The 20,176-nt window shown below is 65.5% G+C and carries 22 protein-coding genes; 19 read left to right on the top strand and 3 right to left on the bottom strand.

The features are described from left to right. Positions 1 to 195 precede the first annotated feature (195 nt). From WBB14_RS10830 to WBB14_RS10740, 19 genes are all read left to right on the top strand, one after another. Positions 196 to 744, top strand: coding sequence for a YceD family protein (locus WBB14_RS10830; RefSeq protein ID WP_424239819.1), 549 nt, complete (start codon positions 196 to 198; stop codon positions 742 to 744). Between the two features lie 52 nt (positions 745 to 796). Next, a complete protein-coding gene (gene rpmF, locus WBB14_RS10825; RefSeq protein WP_013392223.1) occupies positions 797 to 979 on the top strand; it encodes a 50S ribosomal protein L32 in 183 nt (60 codons plus the stop codon). 59 nt (positions 980 to 1,038) lie between these two features. After that, positions 1,039 to 2,106, top strand: coding sequence for a phosphate acyltransferase PlsX (plsX, locus tag WBB14_RS10820; protein ID WP_424239818.1), 1,068 nt, complete (start codon positions 1,039 to 1,041; stop codon positions 2,104 to 2,106). Then, positions 2,106 to 3,092, top strand: coding sequence for a beta-ketoacyl-ACP synthase III (locus WBB14_RS10815; protein ID WP_424239817.1), 987 nt, complete (start codon positions 2,106 to 2,108; stop codon positions 3,090 to 3,092). The genes plsX and WBB14_RS10815 overlap by 1 nt, the downstream gene beginning before the upstream one ends. Positions 3,093 to 3,189: 97 nt before the next feature. Continuing rightward, entirely contained in the window at positions 3,190 to 4,125 is a 936-nt protein-coding gene (gene fabD, locus WBB14_RS10810) for an ACP S-malonyltransferase (protein WP_424239816.1), read from the top strand. A gap of 4 nt (positions 4,126 to 4,129) precedes the next feature. Beyond that, positions 4,130 to 4,882 carry a 3-oxoacyl-ACP reductase FabG gene (gene fabG / locus WBB14_RS10805; protein ID WP_424239815.1) on the top strand — a complete coding sequence of 251 codons (753 nt, stop codon included), beginning with the start codon at positions 4,130 to 4,132 and terminating at the stop codon, positions 4,880 to 4,882. A 215-nt stretch (positions 4,883 to 5,097) separates the two neighbouring features. Then, complete coding sequence (acpP, locus tag WBB14_RS10800) at positions 5,098 to 5,337, top strand: acyl carrier protein (RefSeq protein WP_003813816.1); 240 nt, start codon at positions 5,098 to 5,100, stop codon at positions 5,335 to 5,337. A gap of 192 nt (positions 5,338 to 5,529) precedes the next feature. Beyond that, on the top strand, positions 5,530 to 6,759 hold the full coding sequence (fabF, locus tag WBB14_RS10795; protein WP_424239814.1) for a beta-ketoacyl-ACP synthase II: 1,230 nt from the start codon (positions 5,530 to 5,532) through the stop codon (positions 6,757 to 6,759). Between the two features lies 1 nt (position 6,760). Continuing rightward, on the top strand, positions 6,761 to 7,255 hold the full coding sequence (locus WBB14_RS10790; protein ID WP_424239813.1) for a hypothetical protein: 495 nt from the start codon (positions 6,761 to 6,763) through the stop codon (positions 7,253 to 7,255). Continuing rightward, complete coding sequence (gene rpoE, locus WBB14_RS10785; RefSeq protein WP_013392230.1) at positions 7,252 to 7,851, top strand: RNA polymerase sigma factor RpoE; 600 nt, start codon at positions 7,252 to 7,254, stop codon at positions 7,849 to 7,851. Before WBB14_RS10790 ends, rpoE begins: the two co-directional genes overlap by 4 nt. Positions 7,852 to 7,863: 12 nt before the next feature. Further along, on the top strand, positions 7,864 to 8,373 hold the full coding sequence (locus WBB14_RS10780) for a sigma-E factor negative regulatory protein (RefSeq protein WP_424239812.1): 510 nt from the start codon (positions 7,864 to 7,866) through the stop codon (positions 8,371 to 8,373). Then, on the top strand, positions 8,373 to 9,455 hold the full coding sequence (locus WBB14_RS10775) for a MucB/RseB C-terminal domain-containing protein (RefSeq protein ID WP_424239811.1): 1,083 nt from the start codon (positions 8,373 to 8,375) through the stop codon (positions 9,453 to 9,455). The genes WBB14_RS10780 and WBB14_RS10775 overlap by 1 nt, the downstream gene beginning before the upstream one ends. A gap of 106 nt (positions 9,456 to 9,561) precedes the next feature. Continuing rightward, positions 9,562 to 10,980: a DegQ family serine endoprotease gene (locus WBB14_RS10770; protein ID WP_424239837.1), complete on the top strand. Its 1,419-nt coding sequence runs from the start codon at positions 9,562 to 9,564 to the stop codon at positions 10,978 to 10,980. Between the two features lie 199 nt (positions 10,981 to 11,179). Continuing rightward, positions 11,180 to 12,973: a translation elongation factor 4 gene (gene lepA, locus WBB14_RS10765; RefSeq protein ID WP_332010909.1), complete on the top strand. Its 1,794-nt coding sequence runs from the start codon at positions 11,180 to 11,182 to the stop codon at positions 12,971 to 12,973. 22 nt (positions 12,974 to 12,995) lie between these two features. After that, positions 12,996 to 13,880 carry a signal peptidase I gene (gene lepB / locus WBB14_RS10760; protein WP_424239810.1) on the top strand — a complete coding sequence of 295 codons (885 nt, stop codon included), beginning with the start codon at positions 12,996 to 12,998 and terminating at the stop codon, positions 13,878 to 13,880. Between the two features lie 2 nt (positions 13,881 to 13,882). Then, positions 13,883 to 14,644, top strand: a complete 762-nt coding sequence (rnc, locus tag WBB14_RS10755; RefSeq protein WP_424239809.1) for a ribonuclease III — start codon at positions 13,883 to 13,885, stop codon at positions 14,642 to 14,644. Continuing rightward, complete coding sequence (gene era / locus WBB14_RS10750; protein WP_424239808.1) at positions 14,641 to 15,531, top strand: GTPase Era; 891 nt, start codon at positions 14,641 to 14,643, stop codon at positions 15,529 to 15,531. Before rnc ends, era begins: the two co-directional genes overlap by 4 nt. After that, a complete protein-coding gene (gene recO, locus WBB14_RS10745) occupies positions 15,524 to 16,111 on the top strand; it encodes a DNA repair protein RecO (protein WP_207470133.1) in 588 nt (195 codons plus the stop codon). The genes era and recO overlap by 8 nt, the downstream gene beginning before the upstream one ends. 18 nt (positions 16,112 to 16,129) lie before the next feature. Then, positions 16,130 to 17,038: a LysR family transcriptional regulator gene (locus WBB14_RS10740; protein ID WP_424239807.1), complete on the top strand. Its 909-nt coding sequence runs from the start codon at positions 16,130 to 16,132 to the stop codon at positions 17,036 to 17,038. A gap of 16 nt (positions 17,039 to 17,054) precedes the next feature. Here WBB14_RS10740 and WBB14_RS10735 read toward each other — a convergent pair whose 3' ends face one another. From WBB14_RS10735 to WBB14_RS10725, 3 genes are read right to left on the bottom strand one after another with little or no spacing between them, the layout of a single operon-like run. Further along, positions 17,055 to 18,152, bottom strand: a complete 1,098-nt coding sequence (locus tag WBB14_RS10735; RefSeq protein WP_424239806.1) for a pyridoxal-phosphate dependent enzyme — start codon at positions 18,150 to 18,152, stop codon at positions 17,055 to 17,057. Positions 18,153 to 18,155: 3 nt separating this feature from the next. Beyond that, positions 18,156 to 19,136: a succinylglutamate desuccinylase gene (locus WBB14_RS10730; RefSeq protein ID WP_424239805.1), complete on the bottom strand. Its 981-nt coding sequence runs from the start codon at positions 19,134 to 19,136 to the stop codon at positions 18,156 to 18,158. Between the two features lie 31 nt (positions 19,137 to 19,167). Beyond that, positions 19,168 to 20,130: a Bug family tripartite tricarboxylate transporter substrate binding protein gene (locus WBB14_RS10725; protein ID WP_424239804.1), complete on the bottom strand. Its 963-nt coding sequence runs from the start codon at positions 20,128 to 20,130 to the stop codon at positions 19,168 to 19,170. Positions 20,131 to 20,176 lie beyond the last annotated feature (46 nt).

Below are 20,176 nucleotides of genomic sequence, written 5' to 3'. Positions count from 1 at the left end.
TTTGACGTTAATGCGTAAGTCACAGTATTATCTAACGTTTTGCGGGATTTTTGCATGGTTGGGCGTGAGGTCGGGGTGTTAAGCCCCGGGGTATTAAACCTCTACGTCAAGCCGCGCCGCATATAGGCGCATGCACAACCCCGCGAATGCAAAGGACTGAACATCAAGCGCATTGATGCATACGCATTTGCCCACATGGGCAAGGAAGCGCAAGGAACCATACCTCTTGTGCGGTTTTCGCGCGCGGTTGAAGGGCTACCCGAACAACCGCAGGGCGATGCCGGGCTGGTGACATGGTCCGTGCGCGGCGAAATGGGTAAATCCGGCCTCATGCTGGGCCGGCCGCTGCTGCATGTCCATGTTCAGGCGAATCCGGTGCTGGTGTGCCAGCGGTGCAATGAGCCGTTTGTGTACCCGATCGACAGCGAAGTCCTTTTGCAGCTGGTCAAGTCCGAAGCCGATCTCGACGACGATGCTTCCTACGGGAATCCATCCGACGAGGACGACGAGGACGAAGAAGGAAATGGTTTTGTGTCCAACCTGCCTGAAAAGGTGGTGGGTTCGCATCATTTTGATCTGCTGGCCCAGATCGAAGATGAGCTCATTCTGAGCGTTCCGTATGTGCCCAAGCATGATGTATGCCCGGGCGCGCAGGCCAAGGTCAGCGAAGCTTCTCCCGAGGAGCCCGCTGTCAAGCGTCCGTCGCCGTTTGCGGTGCTGGAACAACTGAAGCACAAAGATTGAGATCAACATCGGGCCGCATCGCGTACAATGCGCCCCGTTTCTAGGAGTCATCATGGCCGTTCAACAAAACAAGAAGTCCCCGTCCAAGCGCGGTATGCACCGCTCGCACGATTTTCTGGTGAACCCGCCGACGGCGATCGAACCCAACACGGGCGAAGCGCATCTGCGTCACCACATCAGCCCCAACGGCTTCTATCGCGGCCGCAAGGTCCTGAAGACCAAGGCCGACGAATAAGGCCCCCGGGCCGAACTCGTACTCGGACCATTTCGGCTGAGCGCTGATACCTGGCACCCGTGATACGCATCGCCATAGACTGTATGGGCGGAGACTTCGGTCTGCCCGTCACGATTCCGGCTGCGATCGAGTTCGCCCGGCAATTTCCGGATACCCGGCTATTGCTGGTCGGGCTTCCCGACGCTATTGAAGCGGCGCTCTCCGAGCACCGTGGGGTAGCGCGCGATCGCATTGAAATCGTGGCGGCTTCCGAAGTCGTCACCATGGACGACCCGGTCGAGGTCGCCCTGCGCCGCAAAAAAGACTCCTCCATGCGCCTGGCCGCCCAGTCCGTCAAGGACGGGCGCGCCGACGCCTGCGTTTCCGCGGGCAATACCGGCGCGTGGATGGCCATTTCACGCTATGTGCTCAAGACGCTGGACGGCATAGACCGCCCCGCGATCGCCACGTCCATTCCGAACCAGACGGGCCGCGCCACCACGGTGCTGGACCTGGGTGCGAATGTGGACTGCACGGCCGAGCACCTGCTCCAATTCGCCATCATGGGCGCCGCGCTGTCGCAGGCGGTAGACCATCGCGAGCGTCCCTCCGTGGGCTTGCTCAATATCGGCGAAGAGGTCATCAAGGGCAACGAAGTCGTCAAGGAAGCCGCCGAGCTTCTTCGAAGCAGCCCGCTGAACTTCTACGGCAACGTGGAAGGCAATGACATATTCAAGGGCACGGTTGACGTCGTCGTCTGCGACGGTTTCGTCGGCAACGTCGTGCTCAAGTCCGTCGAAGGGCTGGCGAAGATGTTGTCCAGTGTCATTCGCGAAGAGTTCAAACGCAATCTGATCACGCTGCTGGCTGGCGCGGTGGCCAAGCCGGTGCTCAACCGCCTGCGCACCCGCGTCGACAACCGGCGCTATAACGGCGCCGCCTTGCTGGGCCTGCGCGGCGTGGTCATCAAGAGCCATGGTTCGGCGGACGTCTACGCCTATGGTTTTGCGTTGCAGCGCGCCCGCGAAGCCGTAGTGAGTAAACTGCTGGAGCGCACCGCTGAGACGGTCGCTCAGATTACCAAGCGCGTTCAATCTGGCGAGGGCCCAACGGCGCCGTCGCGGAACGTGGCTGGGGACACCGCTTGATGGATACCGCAATGAAATATTCCGTGATCGCGGGCACCGGCAGCTTCCTGCCGGAACGCGTGGTTTCGAATGACGAACTGGCGGCGGAGCTGGCGACGCGCGACATCGCCACCTCCGACGAATGGATCGTCGAGCGCACCGGCATCCGGCAGCGCCACTTGGCCGAACGCGGCGTCACGACCAGCCAACTGGCCACCGAGGCCGCGCGCCGCGCGTTGGCCGACGCGGGCGTGGACGCTTCCGAGGTCGATCTGATCGTCCTTGCCACGTCGACCCCGGATTTCGTTTTCCCGAGCACCGCCTGCATCGTGCAAGCCAACCTTGGCGCCAAGGGTTCGGCGGCCTTCGACGTGCAGGCCGTGTGCAGCGGTTTCGTTTACGCGCTGACCACTGCGGACAGCTTCATCCGCGCCGGTCGCGCTCGTTGCGCGCTGGTGATCGGCGCCGAAGTCTTTTCGCGCATCCTGGACTGGAACGACCGCGGCACTTGCGTGCTGTTCGGTGACGGCGCCGGCGCCGTGGTGCTCAAGGCTTCCGACAAGCCGGGCATTCTGGCCGCGCAATTGCACGCCGATGGCAGCCAGGCCAAGATCCTGAATGCCGCAGGCAACGTCGCCTATGGCGACGTGACCGGCGATCCCTTCCTGCGCATGGACGGACAGGCCGTGTTCAAGCAAGCCGTCACCGTGCTGGACCGTTCCGCGCGCGACACCTGCGCCGAGGCGGGCATTGAGATCGCCGACGTCGATTGGCTGATCCCGCACCAGGCCAACGTGCGCATCCTGAATTTCCTGGCGCGCAAGCTTGCGGTGCCGGTCGAGAAGGTCGTCGTCACCGTCGACAGCCATGCCAACACTTCGGCGGCCAGCGTGCCGCTGGCCCTGGACGCCGCGCGCCGCGACGGCCGCGTCAAGCCGGGCCAGTTGATCCTGATGCAAGGCGTGGGCGGCGGATTCACCTGGGGCTCGGTACTGGCCCGCATGTAAGGGCGCGCTCCGGCGTGGCGCGGCGCATGCGCCGCGGCTGCCGGAACGATGTGCCTGGCATTCCACACAGACACTGAATCAATCCATACGGTCAATCATGAAAATCGCTTTTGTCTTTCCTGGCCAAGGTTCCCAAGCTGTCGGCATGTTGGACGCCTGGTCCGGCGTCGCGGCCGTCACGGACACCGTGGCGCGGGCTACTCAGGCGCTGGGGCAGGACCTGGGCGCGCTGATCGCGCAAGGCCCTGCGGAACAGCTCAATCTGACCACCAATACCCAGCCTGCCATGCTGACCGCCGGCGTCGCGATGTACGCGGCCTGGTGTGCCGCGGGCGGCCGCAAGCCCGATGTCGTGGCCGGCCACAGTCTGGGCGAATATGCCGCGCTGACGGCCGCGGGCTCGCTCGCGCTTGAGGACGCCGTGCGCCTGGTGCGCGTGCGCGCCGATGCCATGCAGGCCGCCGTACCGGTGGGCACTGGCGCCATGGCCGCCATCCTGGGTCTGGACGACGACGCCGTGCGCGTTGCCTGCGAGGCCGCCGCCCAGGGCGAGGTCGTCGAGGCCGTGAATTTCAACGCGCCCGCGCAGGTCGTGATCGCAGGCCACAAGGCCGCGGTCGAGCGCGCCTGCGATCTGGCCAAGGCCGCGGGCGCCAAGCGCGCGCTGCTGCTGCCCGTGTCCGCGCCGTTCCATTCCAGCCTGCTCAAGCCCGCCGCCGAAGTGCTGGCCGGCGCGCTGGCCGGCGTGACGGTGTCCGCGCCGCAGGTGCAAGTGATCAACAACGTCGACGTGGCTTCGCCTGTCGAGCCCGGGGCAATCCGGGATGCGCTGGTGCGCCAGGCATGGCATCCTGTGCGCTGGGTTGAAACCCTGCGCGCGATGAAGGCGCAGGGCGTCACGCACGTCATCGAATGCGGTCCCGGCAAGGTGCTGGCCGGCCTGACCAAGCGCATCGACCCCGAACTCACGGGCATGGCCATTACCGATCCTGCTTCGCTTGAAGCCGCGTTGGCCGCCGTCAACGGAAATTAAGAACATGGACAACACCTCGATCGAACTGCAGGGCAAGATCGCGCTGGTGACCGGCGCCACGCGCGGCATCGGCCGCGCCATTGCCCAGGAACTGGCCGCGCGCGGCGCCACCGTTGTCGGCACTGCCACCTCGGAATCGGGCGCTGCCGCCATCACTGAAGCGCTGGCGCCGTTCGGCGGCCGCGGCGTGGTGCTGGACGTGACCGACGCTGCGGCCTGCGATGCGTTGATCGACGCACTGGGCAAGGAAGGCGGCGGGCCCCACATCCTCGTCAATAACGCCGGCATCACCCGTGATACGCTGGCAATGCGCATGAAGGACGAGGACTGGTCGGCGGTCATCGACACCAACCTGGCTTCGGTTTTCCGCCTGTCGCGCGCCGTGCTGCGCAGCATGATGAAGGCCCGCTGGGGACGCATCATCAACGTCACGTCGGTGGTGGGTTCCAGCGGCAACCCCGGCCAGGCCAACTACGCGGCCGCCAAGGCTGGCGTGGCCGGCATGTCGCGCGCCCTGGCGCGCGAACTGGGCAGCCGCAACATTACCGTGAACTGCGTCGCGCCCGGTTTCATCGATACCGACATGACGCGCGCGCTGGGCGAAAGCCAGACTTCGGCCTTGCTGCAGCAAATTCCGCTCGGCCGCCTGGGTTCGCCCGCAGACATCGCCCACGCAGTGGCATTTTTGTCCGGGCCGCAGGCGGGTTACATTACCGGCACCACCCTGCACGTCAACGGCGGGATGTACATGCAATAAGTCACGAATCGCGCGCAGGCGGCTAGTTCCGCCGCGCCGCCGCCGGACACCATCGGCGCGGCAACGCGAGATTCAACCGGAAACGCCGCACACCGGTTTCCTGCGCCACTCCCGGCGACAGATCAAGTGCGCGGTGTTATTTTTGTCACGGCCAGGCGTCGCAAAACTCAGCGCTTGGCTATAATTCGCGGGATTTTTCCCATTTGGAGATCTGCATGGAAAGCATCGAACAGCGCGTCAAGAAGATCGTCGCTGAACAACTTGGCGTCAACGAAGCCGAGATCAAGAACGAATCCTCCTTCCTTGACGACCTCGGTGCCGATTCGCTCGACATGGTCGAACTGGTCATGGCGCTCGAAGACGAATTCGAGACCGAGATCCCCGACGAAGAGGCCGAAAAGATCACGACCGTGCAACAAGCGATTGACTACATCAATTCGCACGGCAAGCAGTAAGCTGGGCTTTTACCCTTCTGGTTGCCTCGCGACGTCTGTCGCAGCCAACCGGGAAATCGGGGCGGTTTCAGGAATTTGCCGTGCGGTCCGCATGCGGGAAGGGCGTAGTAAAGCCCGACCCGCTTTCGTGTGGACCGCACGTGCAGCGCATCCCGAAAACCGCCTTTCTTTTGTCTGTTTGAGGAGTCATCCGTGAAGCGACGTGTCGTCATCACTGGCCTGGGTATCGTTTCTCCCGTCGGGAACGACTTGACCACCGCTTGGGACAATATCGTCAACGGACGTTCTGGCATCAGCCGCATCACCCGTTTCGATCCCTCGGCCATCACCACGCATATTGCCGGCGAAGTCAAAGACTTCGACATCAGCACCTATATCTCGGCCAAGGAAGCCCGCCAGATGGATACCTTCATCCATTACGGCCTGGCAGCCGGGATGCAGGCATGGCGCGATAGCGGCCTGGAAGTCACCGAAGCCAACGCGGAACGCATCGGCGTGATCGTGGGCTCCGGCATCGGCGGCCTGCCGCGCATCGAGGAAACGCAGGTCGAATACCTGGCCAAGGGTCCGCGCCGGATTTCGCCGTTCTTCGTGCCCGGTTCGCTGATCAACCTGATTTCCGGCCATCTGTCCATTACCTATGGCATGAAGGGTCCGAGCTACGCGGTGGTGTCGGCTTGCACCACTGGCCTGCATTGCATCGGCGATGCCGCGCGCCTGATCGAGTACGGCGATGCCGACGTCATGGTGGCCGGCGGCGCCGAGTCGACCGTGTCGCCGCTGGGCATCGGCGGTTTTGCCGCCATGCGCGCCCTATCGACCCGCAACGACGATCCTGAGACGGCTTCGCGCCCCTGGGACCGCGACCGCGACGGCTTCGTGCTGGGCGAAGGTGCAGGCGTACTGGTGCTGGAAGAGTACGAACACGCCAAGAAGCGCGGCGCGCGCATCTATGGCGAGCTCGCAGGCTACGGCATGAGCTCGGACGCGCACCACATCACGGCTCCCGACAAGGACGGCCCGCGCCGCGGCGTTTTGAACGCGTTGCGCAACGGCGGCCTGAACGCGGAAGATATCCAGTACGTCAACGCCCACGGCACTTCGACGCCCCTGGGCGACAAGAACGAGACCGATGCGCTGAAGCTGGCTTTCGGCGACCACGCCAAGAAGCTGGTGGTCAATTCGACCAAGTCCATGACCGGGCACCTGCTTGGCGCGGCTGGCGGCATCGAGGCGGTGTTCACCACCCTGGCGGTCTACAACCAGGTGTCGCCGCCCACGATCAACATCTTCAATCAAGATCCGGAATGCGATCTGGATTACTGCGCCAACGAGGCGCGGCAGATGAAGATCGACGTCGGCCTGTCCAACTCGTTCGGCTTCGGCGGCACCAACGGCTCGATGGCCGTTCGCCGGGTCTGATTTGGACGAGCCGCTCGGGGGACGCTGGGCGTTTCGCGTGCCTGTCCTGCAGCCAAAAGGCGCCACGGCGCTTTTTGGCCTGGCGCTGGCCGCCGCTGGAGGCAGTGCGCTGATGGCGGCGGCCTGGCACGGCATGGCATGGGCGGCAGGCGCGGCGATCGCGCTCCTGCTTGTGCTGGCCGGGCTGTTACACTCGGCACGGAGCAGCCTGTCCCCCGTATCCGCATTGCGCGCGGCAGCCGGGGCAGGGCGCTGGCAGGTGCGCCTGCCGGAAGGCTGGCAGGACGCGAGGCTGTTGCAAGGGCAGCGCGGTCCGCGCTGGCTGACGCTCACTTTGCAGCCCTTGTCCACCGGGAGTACGGCCTTTACCAACAGCACAATTACCCTCACCGTCTGGCAGCGGACGTTGCGGCCCGAGTCCTGGCGGCGCTTGTGCTTGCTGGCCGGCGCTGCACGGCCCGCCCGTCCGGCGGCCCGCCTGCGGGAGGCGTCATGAGCGAGCGCGAAGTCGACGCTGAGCTTGTCGCGCGCGTCCAGCGGGGCGACAAGAAGGCTTTCGACCTGCTGGTGCTCAAGTACCAGCGCAAGATTCTCCGCCTGTTGGCCCGCATGATCCGCGACCCCTCGGAAATCGAGGATGTGGCCCAGGAGGCCTTCATCAAGGCCTACCGCGCCTTGCCCCAGTTCCGGGGCGAAAGCGCCTTTTACACCTGGCTGTACCGGATCGCCATCAATACGGCGCGCAACTGGCTGGCCTCGCAGGGCCGGCGTCCCAGCGCGCCCAATGCGATAGAAACGGAAGACGGTGAAACTTTTAACGAAACCGACAACCTAACCGATATAAGCACGCCGGAATCCATGGTCGCCAGCCGCGAAATCGCCGAGACGGTGAACGCGGCTATCGAGGAATTGCCTGAAGAATTGCGCACCGCAATTGTCCTGCGTGAAATCGAAGGTATGAGTTACGAAGACATCGCCCAGAGCATGGATTGCCCTATCGGTACGGTGCGTTCCCGCATTTTTCGTGCGCGTGAAGCCATCGCCGTCAAGTTGCGTCCATTGCTAGGCACCGATGCCGAGCGTCGCTGGTAAGGAGTGGCAGTCATGCAAACAGCAGCCAAATCCGTTGTGATCGCCGAGTCCTCCTGGGAGGAATCGGTTTCCGCCTGGATGGACGGAGAAGAATCCGACGACATATTTCCCGGCTTGTTGTCCCGCGAGGGGCGCGAGACCTGGGACACCTATCATCTGATCGGTGATTCCCTGCGCAACGCCGACCTGGCGCTGACCCCGAGCGCGGCCTTCCAGGCCCGCCTGGCACGGGCGCTGGACGCGGAATTGCCCATTGTTGCGGCGCCTCGGCGCCGCTCGCCGTTGCGTGTCGGCCTATCTGGCCTGGCCGTGGCCGCGGCGGTCGCGACCGTCGCCTGGGTGGCGCAGCCCTACCTGACGGGCGAACCAGCCACTGAAGTGCGCGTGCTGGCCGATGCCAGCACCACGCCGGCGGCCTCCGCCGACGATACTGGCTTGCGCGACTATCTGGAGGCGCATCGCCAGATGGCCGGCCCCAGCGCCGTGCGCCAGGTGTCCTTTGACACCGGAGTGGGGCGCTGATGGCGTTGGTGCTTCCATCGCGCTGGCCGGTGCTGGGTCGGACCGCCGCGCTGCAGGCCCACCGCGCCAGCTGGTTTGCCGCAACGCTCCTGACCGCTTTCCTGGCCGCGCACGAGCCCGCGCGCGCCGCTGATGCCGAGCCTGCGGCCGCCGATGATGTGGTCCAGTTGCTGACCCGCATCCAACAAGCCGCCCGCAAGCAGGACTACGCGGGCGTCTTCATGTACCAACAAGGCGAAACGATCCAGTCTTCGCGCCTGGTGCACGTCATGGACGGTACCGGCGAGCGCGAACGCCTGGAAATCCTCGACGGCCAGCCGCGCGAGTACCTGCGCCACAACGAAGACGTGCAGTGCCTCATCCCCGAGCGCAAGACCGTGCTGCTGGAGCGCCGCCGCGGCGACCGCTTCCCGGGCCTGCTGCTGGGAGACGCGGCGAATCTGTCCGAGTACTACAAGATCCGCGCCGAATCCGCCCTGCACCGCGTGGCCGGGCGGGAGTGCCGCCTGATCACGATCGAACCATTGGACAAGCTGCGCTACGGCTATCGGCTGTGCGCGGACGTCGAAACCAATCTGCTGTTGAAAGCCCAGACGCTGAACGCGGCCCGCGGCGTGGTCGAGCAGGTCTCGTTCACCTCGCTGCGCTTGGGCCCGGAAGTCGATCCCCAGTTGCTGACCTCGCGCTGGAGCACGCGCGACTGGAAGGTGCTGGAACCCTCGATGAAACCGGTGGATCTGGCCGCCCAGGGCTGGCGCATCCCGGCGCCCAAGGGCTTCAAGCCGGTCATGCAGGTGGCGCGCTCGATGGGGAAGGGCGTCACGGTCAACCAGATGGTATTGTCCGATGGACTGGCGGCCATTTCCGTGTTCATCGAACCCTACGACAGCCAGCGCGGCCACCGTCCTCCCCACGGCGCCGCGCAACGCGGGGCGATTACCGTCTATGGCGCGCGCATCGCTGATTTCTGGCTGACCGCCGTGGGCGAAGTGCCCGTCGCGACGCTGGAACAGCTGGCGCAAGCCACTGAATATGTGCCCGCCGCGCCTGCGGCAGCAGCGCCTCCAGCCGAACCCAAGTGATCGGCCGGGTGCGGCAAGCAGCAATTTCGGAGTAACACTTATGAAAGCAATGACAGTGTCGAATGCATTTTTCCGGCGCTTTCTGGTGGCGGCTGCGGCCAGCGTCATGATGTCCGCCGCCTACGTGCCTGCCGCGGTCGCCCAGGCGCCGACGGTGACGCTGCCTGATTTCACGAGCATTGTCGAAAAGGCCGACCCCGCGGTCGTCAACATCCGCACCACGGCCACGGTGCCGGTACGCGGCATGGGGCCTGGCGGCGGCAATGATCCCTACGAACTATTCCGCTGGTTCTTCGGCCCCGAATTCCAGCCTCCCGGAGGCGGCCAACCCGGCCCGTCACAACGCCAGCGTCCGCAGCCTTCCCAGCCCGAAGAGCGCACCGTGCCGCGCGGCGTGGGTTCCGGCTTCTTTATTTCGGACGACGGCTACATCCTGACCAACAACCACGTGGTGGTGGACGCGACGGACATCTACGTTACGTTGACGGACGGCCGCGAGTTCAAGGCCAAGGTCATCGGCACGGATGAGCGCACCGATGTGGCGCTGATCAAGATCGAAGCCAAGGACATGACGCCGCTGGTCATAGGCGATCCCAAAAAGCTCAAGAAGGGGCAGTGGGTGCTGGCCATTGGCTCGCCGTTCGGCCTGGATTCCACCGTGACCTCCGGCATCGTCAGCGCCATCGGCCGCGATACCGGCGAATACCTGCCTTTCATCCAGACTGACGTGGCGGTCAACCCGGGCAACTCGGGCGGTCCGTTGATCAACCTGCAGGGCGAGGTGGTGGGCATCAACTCCCAGATCATTTCGCGCAGCGGCGGCTTCATGGGCATTTCGCTGGCCATCCCGATCGACGAAGCCATGCGCGTCGTGGACCAGTTGCGCGCTACCGGCAAGGTCACGCGCGGCCGCGTCGGCGTCCAGATCGGCGAAGTGGGCAAGGACGTGGCCGAAGCCATCGGCCTGCCCAAGGCCGAGGGCGCGCTGGTGAGCAGCGTGGAAGCCGAAGGTCCCGCCGAGCAGGCCGGGGTGCAGCCGGGCGACGTGATCCTCAAGTTCAACGGCGAACCCATCAAGCGCTGGTCCGATCTGCCGCGCATCGTGGGCGAAACCAAGCCGGGCACGCGCGCCGACATGGAAGTGTGGCGCAAGGGCAAGAACCTGACCCTGTCGGTCAAGGTCGGCGAAATCCCGACCGAGAAGGCCGCTTCCGCCAGCAAGAAGGGCGCGGCGCCGGTGCCGGAAGTCACCAATGCGCTGGGCCTGGGCGTGGTCGACGTGCCGGCCGACGTGCAGAAGAAGCTGCGCATCAAGGGCGGCGTCCAGGTCAAGGTGGCCGAAGGCGCCGCCGGCAAGGCCGGCCTGCAGGAAGGCGATATCGTGTTGGCCCTGAACGACACCGACGTCACGGGCGCCAAGCAGTTCGGCGAACTCGTGGCCAAGCTGGACAAGGGCCGCGCGGCTGGGCTGCTGGTGCGCCGCGGCGAACAGACGCAGTGGGTGGCGGTGCCGGCGTCGAAGTAATGCCGGGCTCGTCCCCAGAGTTCGCAGAAAAAAGGCTCAAGACCGGCTAAAATGGCTGGTTGCCGCAAGAGGGGGCGCATGGCGCCCCCTTGTTTTGCCCGGGCCAGGCCCGTTGGCACCCACCTCGTCAGCCGTGCGTATTCCGGCGGCGGTGTCTTCCGGCCCTGTGCCGAGTGTTCCGTCCCTTATAATTTCAAGCATGCAGCATATTCGCAACTTCTCCATCATTGCCCACATCGATCACGGCAAATCGACTCTGGCCGATCGCCTGATCCAGCGCTGCGGCGGATTGGCGGATCGCGAGATGTCGGCCCAGGTTCTCGATTCCATGGAAATCGAGCGCGAACGCGGCATCACCATCAAGGCCCAGACCGCGGCCCTGCATTACAAGGCGCAGGACGGCAAGGTCTACAACCTGAACCTGATCGACACCCCGGGACACGTGGACTTCTCGTATGAAGTCAGCCGTTCCCTGTCGGCTTGCGAAGGCGCGCTGCTGGTGGTGGACGCCTCGCAGGGCGTCGAGGCGCAGACCGTGGCCAATTGCTATACCGCCATCGAACTGGGCGTGGAAGTGCTGCCCGTGCTGAACAAGATGGACCTGCCGCAGGCCGATCCCGAAGGCGCCCGCCAGGAAGTCGAGGACGTGATCGGCATCGACGCGTCGCAGGCGGTGCTGGCCAGCGCCAAGACCGGCATGGGCATCGACGAGATCCTGGAAATGGTCGTCGCCCGCGTGCCGCCTCCCAAGGGCGATCCGGACGCGCCGCTGCAGGCGCTCATCATCGATTCGTGGTTCGACAACTACGTCGGCGTGGTGATGCTGGTGCGCATCATTAACGGCGTGCTCAAGCCCAAGGACAAGATCCTGCTGATGGCGTCGGGCGCCACCCATCTGTGCGAGCAGACTGGCGTCTTCACGCCGAAGTCGCAACAGCGTCCGCACCTGTCGGCGGGCGAGGTCGGTTTCATCATCGCCGGCATCAAGCAGCTGGAAGATGCCAAGGTGGGCGACACCGTCACCCTGGCCAACAAGCCCGCCGCCACGCCGCTGCCCGGCTTCAAGGAAGTGAAGCCGCAGGTGTTCGCGGGTCTGTATCCGGTGGAAAGCTCCGAGTACGACCAACTGCGCGATTCGCTCGACAAGCTCAAGCTGAACGACGCCGCGCTGATGTTCGAGCCGGAAGTGTCGCAGGCTCTGGGCTTCGGCTTCCGTTGCGGCTTCCTGGGTCTTTTGCACATGGAAATCGTGCAGGAGCGCCTGGAGCGCGAATTCGACATGGACATCATTACCACCGCGCCGTCGGTGGTGTATGAAGTCGAGCAGCGCGACGGTTCGGTGATCACGGTGGAAAGCCCGTCGCGCATGCCTGAAGTGGGCAAGATCGCCGACATCCGCGAACCCATCGTGAAGGTCACGCTGTTCATGCCGCAGGACTACGTGGGTCCTGTGATGACGCTGTGCAACAACAAGCGCGGCTCGCAAGTCAACATGAGCTACCACGGCCGCCAGGTGCACCTGGTGTACGAGATCCCGCTGGCCGAGATCGTGCTGGACTTCTTCGACAAGCTGAAGTCGGTGTCGCGCGGCTATGCCTCGATGGACTACGAGTTCCTGGAGTACCGCTCGGCCGACGTGGTGCGCGTGGACCTGCTGATCAACAACGACCGCGTCGATGCGCTGGCCGTGATCGTCCACCGCAGCAACGCGCGCCATCGCGCCCGCGACGTGGTCACGCGCATGCGCGGCCTGATTCCGCGCCAGATGTTCGACGTGGTCATCCAGGCCGCCATCGGCGCTGAAATCATCGCCCGCGAGAACGTCAAGGCGCTGCGCAAAAACGTGCTGGCCAAGTGCTACGGCGGCGACATCTCGCGCAAGAAGAAGCTGCTGGAAAAGCAGAAGGCCGGCAAGAAGCGCATGAAGCAGGTGGGCAGCGTGGAAATTCCGCAGGAGGCGTTCCTCGCCATCCTGCAAGTGGAAGACAAATAGAACCCGAAAAGGCGGTTAGCTGATGAGTTGGAACTTTGCCCTGATTCTTTTTGTTTTGCTGGTGTTGACCGGCATTATCTGGGTGCTTGATCTGGCAGTGCTGCGCAAGGGCCGCGAACGCCGGGCCCAGGCGGCGATGGCGCAATACGATACGGCCCTGGTCGGCGACGCCCAGGAGGCTGAGCGCCTGCGCCGCGAAGCCGGCGATGCCGCGCGCCGCATGCCGTGGTGGATCGAATACGCGGTCAGCTTCTTCCCGGTGATCCTGTTCGTGTTCATGCTGCGCTCGTTCGTGGTCGAGCCGTTCCGCATTCCGTCGGGCTCCATGCTGCCGACCTTGCAGTCGGGCGACCTGATCCTGGTGAACAAGTTCAGCTACGGCCTGCGCCTGCCCGTCATCGACAAGAAGATCATCGACGTGGGCAAACCCCAGCGCGGCGATGTGTTCGTGTTCCGCTACCCCGTGGACCCGGACGTCGATTACATCAAGCGCGTGGTCGGTTTGCCGGGCGACGAGGTCGCCTACCTGGACAAAAAGCTCTACATCAACGGCGAATTGGTGCCGCATGTGCGCGACGGCGACTATTTCGAACCGGATCGCGTCTCCTATATTGCGCAATATAAGGAGAAATTGGGCGAAATTGAGCACAAGATCCTGCTGGATGAGGGTAAGCCGCAGGAGTTTGGGGCGATGTGGCAATTTCCCAACCGGGAAAACTGCCAATACAGCCGTAATGGGGTACGCTGCAAAGTACCCGAAGGGCAGTTTTTCGCCATGGGCGATAATCGGGATAACAGCGCCGACAGCCGATACTGGGGCTTCGTTCCGGAAGCCAATATCGTCGGCCGCGCGTTCTTCATCTGGATGAATTTCAGCGACCTGAGCCGCATCGGCCGCTTCAACTGATTATGTCGCTAGCCACGCTAGAAAACCGCCTGGATCACCACTTCAGTGATGCGGCATTGCTCGAACAGGCGCTGACGCATCGCAGCCACGGCGCGCGCCACAACGAGCGCCTGGAATTCCTTGGGGATTCCGTGCTGAACTTCGTCGTCGCGGCGATGCTGTTCGAGCGTTATTCCAAAATCGACGAAGGCGACCTGTCGCGCCTGCGCGCCAACCTGGTCAAGCAGGCTTCGCTGGCGGACATCGCCCAGCGGCTGGAACTGTCGCAGTACCTGCGCCTGGGCGAAGGCGAATTGAAGAGCGGCGGCTTCCGCCGTCCTTCCATCCTGGCGGACACGGTCGAGGCTTTGTTCGGAGCCGTCTTCCTGGACGCGGGCTTCGATGCCGCCCGCCGCGTGATCGTGCGCCAGTACCAGCCGGTGCTGGCCTCCGTCGATCCCAAGACCCTGGGCAAGGACGCCAAGACCTTGCTGCAGGAATTCCTGCAGGGCCGCAAGCTGGCGCTGCCGCTGTACACGGTGGTGGCCACGCATGGCGCGGCTCACAGCCAGCAGTTCGAAGTCGAATGCGCCATTCCGGCGCTCGAGATCAAGGTGATGGCGCCTGGCGCCAGCCGCCGCGCCGCCGAGCAATCGGCGGCCAAGCTGGCGCTGGAGGCCGCATTGGCCGTCAGCCCGGCGACCAAGGCTGCCCGCAAGTCGGGCAAGGCGCGCAAAACCGCGCAATTGTCGCTGCCGGTGGCAGTGGCTCAAGAGACTAAATGAGCGATACCCCTTTTCGTACCGGCTTCGTCGCCATCGTGGGCCGCCCCAATGTGGGCAAGTCCACCCTGACGAATGCCCTGATCGGTTCCAAGATTTCCATCGTGTCGCGCAAGGCGCAGACCACGCGCCATCGCATCCACGGTGTGTTGACGCGCGAGCACGAACAGTTCGTGTTCGTCGACACCCCCGGTTTCCAGACCCGCCATGGCGGCGCCATGAACCGCATGATGAACCGCGTGGTCACGCAGGCCCTGGCCGACGTGGACGTGGTGGTGCATGTGGTCGAGGCCGGTAAATGGTCCGAAGGCGATGCCAAGCTGCTGCCGCTGCTGCCCGCGCCCGAACGCACCATCCTGGTCGTGTCCAAAATCGACGCCTTGAAGAATCGCGACGACCTGTTCGCCTTCGTCTCCAAGATCATGGCGCTGCATCCCTACGGAGCGGTGGTGCCGGTCAGCGCCACCAAGAAGCAGCAGCTGGATCAGTTGTTGGAAGAGATTGCGTCGCGCCTGCCGGAAGGCGAGGCGATGTTCGAGGAAGATACGCTGACCGACCGCCCGATGCGCTTCATCGCCGCGGAGCTTGTGCGCGAGAAGATCTTCCGCCTGGTCGGTGACGAGCTGCCCTACGGCTGTACCGTCGTCATCGAGCAGTGGGAAGAGACCAGCAAGGGCGCCAGCATCAATGCCTGCGTGGTGGTCGAACGCGACAGCCACAAGCCCATCCTGTTGGGCACGGGCGGCATGCACATGAAGCGCATCGCCACGGAGGCGCGGCAGGACATCGCCAAGCTGCTGGACAAGCCGGTGCACCTGGAGGTCTACATCAAGGTGCGCAAGGGCTGGTCCGACCGCGAGGGTGCGCTCCGCGATCTGGGCTATGAGTAGAAGGGCGCCTCGCGTCCAGGATCGCCCCGGATATATGTTGCACGCCACCGCGTGGCGTGAGACTTCCCTGATCGTTCAGACTTTCTCCCGCGATCATGGCTGTGTGGCCATGGTCGCCAAGGGCGCCAAGCGCCCGTATTCCGTCTTGCGTCCGGTGCTGTCCGCGTTTCAGCCGCTGCTACTGTCGTGGACCGGCAATGGCGAGGTCAAGACCCTGACCCGAGCCGAAATCGCCGGCATCCGGCCGCTGACCGGCACCGCGCTGATGTCGGCCTGGTACATGAACGAGCTGCTGCTGCGGCTGCTGCCGCGCGAAGACGCCCATCCGCTGTTGTACGACGCCTACGATTTCGCCTTGCAGCAGTTGTCCGGCGGCACCCGCGCGGCGGGCGCGCTGCGCCGCTTCGAATGGACCTTGCTGCGCGAAACCGGCTATGGCGTGGACGAAGCGCCACCCGATTTCGATGATCCGGCGATCGAGCCGGCCCTGCGCCGCGACCTGCGCGAACGGCTGGCCGAAATCCTGGCGGGCCGCCCCTTGTCGACCCGCCGCGTGTTGATGGACCTGCAGCGCATCTGAGCGCATTGCGACCTGGCCATGACCTTCACGCTCAAGCAGGTCGAGACCTTCCGCACCGTCTATGAAACGGAAAGCGTGACCGCCGCCGCCAGGCGGCTGGACGTGTCGCCCGCGACCGTCAGCGCCACCCTGGCCGCGCTCGAAGCCAGCATCGAGCTGCGCCTGTTCGAGCGCGTGCGCCAGCGCATGCAGCGCACGCCCGAGGCGACGCTGCTATACGAGGAAATCCGTCGCCTGAATGTCGGCCTGGAAAGCCTGGGCCGCAAGATCCGCGCGATCCGCGGCGCGGCGCAGCCGCGGCTGCGCATCGGCTGCATCCATGCCTACAGCGGCGCGGTCATCAGTGACACCATCGCGCGCTTTCGCGAGCGCTATCCCGACACCGGGCTGTATCTGCAGATCCGCGACTCCAACACTTTGCGCGACATGGTGGTGTCGGGCGAGCTGGACCTGGCCGCGGTGGCGGACGAGTCCGAACTGGAAGGACTGCGCGGCCACCGGCTGGCCAGCCTGCGCGCCGTGGCGGTCTTTCCCAAGGGGCATCCGCTGGCGCGGCTGGAACAGGTGGAGTTTTCGCATCTGGCCGACGCCGACGTGATCGCGCTGAATGCAGAGGACGGGTCGCGCAAGCGCCTGGACGCGCTGCTGGCGCAAGCGGGGCAGCGCCTGAAGGTGGCCATCGAAACGCCGTACTCCAGCACCGTGTGCCAATTGGCGCTGGCAGGGCACGGAGTGGGCATCGCCAACCCGGCCACGGCGGTCGGCATGGCGGCGGCGGGCCTGAGCTATCGCCCGCTGGCCGCGCCGGTGCATTTCGAATGCCACATGATCCTGCACGGCAGCCGCCCCTTGTCCGAAGCGGGCAAATTCTGGGCGACCTGCCTGCGCGGCGCGCTGGCGCCGCTGGTGGACAGCTTCGGCGTTTAACGTCCGCTTCGGGACGCTAGCCGCGGCGGCCGTCCGAGGTCACGATCAGCACGACAGACGATTCCGCGTCCAGCAGGCCCGAGCGCCGCAGCCGGGAAACGGCAGCGAGCGCCGCCGCCGACGACAGCTCGGTCGCCAGGCCCATGCGTTCCAGCCGCTGCTGCGCCTGTGCGGCCGCGGCGTCCGATACCTCGACTGGCGTGCCGCCGGAGCGCGACAAGGCTTCCAGCGATTGCAGGGTGCTGGTGCCGCCGGCGATCGAATACTGGTCCGTCACGCCGTCCCATAGCTTGCGCACGTCACCGGTGGCGCGGGCGCGTGACAGGCGGGCATACGGCTCTACCGCGTGCAGGCGGGGCAGGCGGGCGATGCGTCCGCTTTGCAGCAGATGCTGCCAGCCCAGGAAAATGCCCCACAGCAGATCGCCGCGGGCGGTGGGCACGACGATGTCGCTGGGCACGCCGCAGGCTTCCAGGATTTCCAGCGCAATGGGCTTGTAGCCTTCCACGCCGTAGGGATGGGTGCCGACGGGCGGATTCAGATAGTTGGTGCCGGCGAAGGCGCCGTGATTGCGGCACAAGTCCTCGACATGGGGCCAGCGGCTCAGGCTGTCCTCGAAGGCGGTCAGCCGGGCGCCGAAGCGCTGCATGGCTTCGCGCTGCAAGGGCGGGCAGTTGGTGGTGATGGCGATGTCGGCCTCCAACCGCGCGGCGGCGCAATAGGCGGCCAGCGAGACCCCGGCATTGCCGCTGGACGCGGCCGCCACGCGGGTAGCGCCCGCCAGGCGTGCGCGCGACACCAACTGGGCCGCCATGCGGTCCTTGTGGCTGCCCGTGGGATTGGCGCTTTCGCATTTCAGCCACAGCTGGCCCAGGCCCTCGGTCTGCGCCAGCGCGGGCGCGGCGAGGCAGGGGGTGGCGCCTTCGCCCAGCGTGACGGCGTCCAGCACCGGCAGGGGCATGGCGTCGTCCGTGGATGGGTCGTAGAGGCATTCCAGGCCGGCAGGGTGGCCGGCTTCCAGGCAGCTGGGGCAGCCTTCGGGGTAATCGGCGGGCGGCCACAGGCTGGCGCAGCGGATGCAGCGCAGGCCGGACAAGCTAGGGTTCATCTGCATGTTTCAGTACTTTGAAGCGAGGGAGTCGAGGGGCAGGGCGGGCGCGATCTGCAGCAGGCAATCGCCGTCGTCGCTGCGGGCAATGGCGCGCAGGCAGACGATGGTGCCGGCCTGCGGGCTGGTCAGGGTCCGCAATGGCAGGTCGGGGCGGGCGGGTTCGATCAGTTGGCCGATGCGCTGGCGCGCGCCGACCATTTGCCCCAGTCCGACGGCAGGCACGAACACGCCAGCTTCGCTGGCGCGCACAGTGGCGGCGGGAGCGTCCAGGTCGTAGAGGCGGACTTCCGAGTTTGGCGCGGGAGGGCGGTCGGGCAGGAGGCCCAGTTCGCCCAGGCAGCCCAGCAGGCCGTCGCGGCAGCGGTCGACCAGCGCCTGGCTGGTTTCGCGTCCGCCGCCGATTTCGGCGCTCAGGCGCAGCACGCCGTGACGGCTGGCGGCAGCCGGCATGGAGCCCGCCTCGGTGCCGCGGAAGAACATGCAATCGGGCAGCCCGAAGGCGCGCGCCAGGGCGGGCAGGCGTTCGTCGTAGGCATCGTTGCCGTAACGCGTGATCACGGATGAAGGCAGGTAGCGCAGCGACGCGCCGCCGCTGTGCACGTCCACCAGCGCCTGTATGCGGGGCAACAGCCGGGCTTCCAGCGCGGCCGCCACGCTTTCCGTGTAGCCGCGCGCGGGGGCGCCCAGGAAGGCGCGGTTCAGGTTGCCGTCGTCCGAGGGCGACAGGCGCGTGCCGGCCAGCGAGGCCTCGGCGTTGACCGCGGGCAGCAGATAGACCGTGCCGCGCCGCAGGATGCCGGGCAGCAGGCGCCACAGCTCCAGGATGGCGGCCTGGCCTTCCCATTCATCGCCATGCACGCCCGCCATCAAGGCCACGGCGGGGCCAGGCCCCGCCTCGATCCGCAGCATCGGTATGGTGACGCGCCGGTAGGCCGACGTGTTGGTCGCGGCGGCGCAGGAGAAGTCCTCGCGGCTTACCGTGGCCATGCGGGGGCTCCCGTTCGTGTGGCGTTCGGGCTCAATCCAGCGTGGTGCCGGCGGCCTTGATGATGCCTTCCCATTTGGGCAGCTCCTTGCGTATCTGGTTCTGTACGTCCTGCGGCGTGCCGCCCAGGGGCTCTTGGGAACGGCTGCGCAGTTCCTTGCTGACATTGTCCGAGCGCAGCGCCGCATTCATGGCCGCGTTCAGCCTGGCGATGACCTCGGGCGGGGTGCCGGCGGGCGCGACCAGTGCGCTCCAGGCCGACTGCTCGTAGTCGGGATAGCCTTGTTCCGCCACGGTGGGCACGTCCGGATTGGAGGCTGCGCGGGTCCGGGTGGTGACCGCCAGCGCGCGCAGGCGGCCGTCCTTCAGGTTGCCGATCAGCGGCGGCAGGTTTTCCATCATGGAATCGACATGGCCGCCCAGCAGGTCGGACAATTGCGCGGCCGTGGCCTTGTACGGGATCTGGCGCACGGCGGCGCCGGTCTGGGCGATGAAGAGCTTGACGCCGACCTCGCTGGTGGTGCCCGGGTCGGCCGAGGTCATGGTCAGGCGTTCCGGCTGGGCGCGGCTGGCTTCGATGAAGCCCTTCAGGTCGCGATAGGGCGAGGACGCATTCACCACGATGACGTTGGGTGTTTCGGCGACCAGGCCGATTGCGGCGATGTCGCGGTCCAGGTCGTACAACTGTTGCTTGAACAGGAAACGATGCAGCACCAGAGTGCCGACGTGGGCATAGCCGATGGTGTAGCCGTCGGCCGCCGCGCGCGCCACGGCCTGGGTGCCGATGCGGCCGCCCGCGCCGACGCGGTTTTCCACCACCACGGGCTGACCCAATTGGCGGCTCATTTCCTGGCCCACCAGGCGTGCGGTGATGTCGGCGTTGCCGCCGGCCGCGGCCGGCACGATCAGCGTGATGGCGCGTTCCGGATAGGCGGCCAGTGCGGCGGGCGCGGCCAGGTTGAGCAACAGGGCGGCAAGACAGGCGGTGCGTTTCATCACGTTTCCCCAGGCATTGAGAGCTGCGCCATTGTGCGGTCGCGGC

It is taken from the genome of Achromobacter sp., assembly GCF_049647645.1.
Classification (GTDB): Bacteria; Pseudomonadota; Gammaproteobacteria; order Burkholderiales; family Burkholderiaceae_B; genus Achromobacter.
Note: the sequence above shows the minus strand (reverse complement) of the source record. Positions and strands in the feature narration are given on the sequence as shown.

Coding starts and splice junctions, on each gene's coding strand:
- WBB14_RS10830 (WP_424239819.1), top strand. CDS start 196: ATGGGCAAGGAAGCGCAAGGAACCATACCTCTTGTGCGGTTTTCGCGC.
- rpmF (WP_013392223.1), top strand. CDS start 797: ATGGCCGTTCAACAAAACAAGAAGTCCCCGTCCAAGCGCGGTATGCAC.
- WBB14_RS10815 (WP_424239817.1), top strand. CDS start 2,106: ATGGATACCGCAATGAAATATTCCGTGATCGCGGGCACCGGCAGCTTC.
- fabD (WP_424239816.1), top strand. CDS start 3,190: ATGAAAATCGCTTTTGTCTTTCCTGGCCAAGGTTCCCAAGCTGTCGGC.
- fabG (WP_424239815.1), top strand. CDS start 4,130: ATGGACAACACCTCGATCGAACTGCAGGGCAAGATCGCGCTGGTGACC.
- acpP (WP_003813816.1), top strand. CDS start 5,098: ATGGAAAGCATCGAACAGCGCGTCAAGAAGATCGTCGCTGAACAACTT.
- rpoE (WP_013392230.1), top strand. CDS start 7,252: ATGAGCGAGCGCGAAGTCGACGCTGAGCTTGTCGCGCGCGTCCAGCGG.
- WBB14_RS10780 (WP_424239812.1), top strand. CDS start 7,864: ATGCAAACAGCAGCCAAATCCGTTGTGATCGCCGAGTCCTCCTGGGAG.
- WBB14_RS10775 (WP_424239811.1), top strand. CDS start 8,373: ATGGCGTTGGTGCTTCCATCGCGCTGGCCGGTGCTGGGTCGGACCGCC.
- WBB14_RS10770 (WP_424239837.1), top strand. CDS start 9,562: ATGATGTCCGCCGCCTACGTGCCTGCCGCGGTCGCCCAGGCGCCGACG.
- lepA (WP_332010909.1), top strand. CDS start 11,180: ATGCAGCATATTCGCAACTTCTCCATCATTGCCCACATCGATCACGGC.
- lepB (WP_424239810.1), top strand. CDS start 12,996: ATGAGTTGGAACTTTGCCCTGATTCTTTTTGTTTTGCTGGTGTTGACC.
- rnc (WP_424239809.1), top strand. CDS start 13,883: ATGTCGCTAGCCACGCTAGAAAACCGCCTGGATCACCACTTCAGTGAT.
- era (WP_424239808.1), top strand. CDS start 14,641: ATGAGCGATACCCCTTTTCGTACCGGCTTCGTCGCCATCGTGGGCCGC.
- recO (WP_207470133.1), top strand. CDS start 15,524: ATGAGTAGAAGGGCGCCTCGCGTCCAGGATCGCCCCGGATATATGTTG.
- WBB14_RS10740 (WP_424239807.1), top strand. CDS start 16,130: ATGACCTTCACGCTCAAGCAGGTCGAGACCTTCCGCACCGTCTATGAA.
- WBB14_RS10735 (WP_424239806.1), bottom strand. CDS start 18,152: ATGCAGATGAACCCTAGCTTGTCCGGCCTGCGCTGCATCCGCTGCGCC.
- WBB14_RS10730 (WP_424239805.1), bottom strand. CDS start 19,136: ATGGCCACGGTAAGCCGCGAGGACTTCTCCTGCGCCGCCGCGACCAAC.
- WBB14_RS10725 (WP_424239804.1), bottom strand. CDS start 20,130: ATGAAACGCACCGCCTGTCTTGCCGCCCTGTTGCTCAACCTGGCCGCG.